Annotated in this window: 1 protein-coding gene; it reads right to left on the bottom strand. The window is 67.0% G+C overall.

Features of this window, described 5'->3' with window-relative positions:
* Positions 1–30: 30 nt before the first annotated feature.
* Positions 31–279, bottom strand: a 249-nt coding sequence (mdcC, locus tag P8629_RS11715) for a malonate decarboxylase acyl carrier protein (protein ID WP_278166304.1), incomplete at its 5' end; no start/stop codon positions are given.

Raw genomic sequence — 279 nt, 5'->3', positions numbered from 1 at the left:
CTTCGTAGTAGCTGTGGCGCTGCGTCCGGTTCATCGTGCATCTCCCGCGAGCAGCGTTTCCACCGCCTGGTCCAGGCGCAGGCTGACCACCGCCGGCGTGGCGCCGGCATCGTTGATCGAGATGCGTACATCGCGCAGCGGATGGCGCTGTGCGAAATCGCCGATCACCGCTTCCCAGACGCGGCCAAAGCCCTGTGCGGCGGTGATGATGCGCACCGTCATCGCGCCGTCCAGTGCGGCCGGCTCCAGCAGGATTTCCAGGTTGCCCGAGGCCAGTAC

The sequence above is a fragment of the Hydrogenovibrio sp. 3SP14C1 genome (genome assembly GCF_029625905.1).
In the GTDB taxonomy this organism is placed as follows: domain Bacteria; phylum Pseudomonadota; class Gammaproteobacteria; order Thiomicrospirales; family Thiomicrospiraceae; genus Hydrogenovibrio.
Note: the sequence above shows the minus strand (reverse complement) of the source record. Positions and strands in the feature narration are given on the sequence as shown.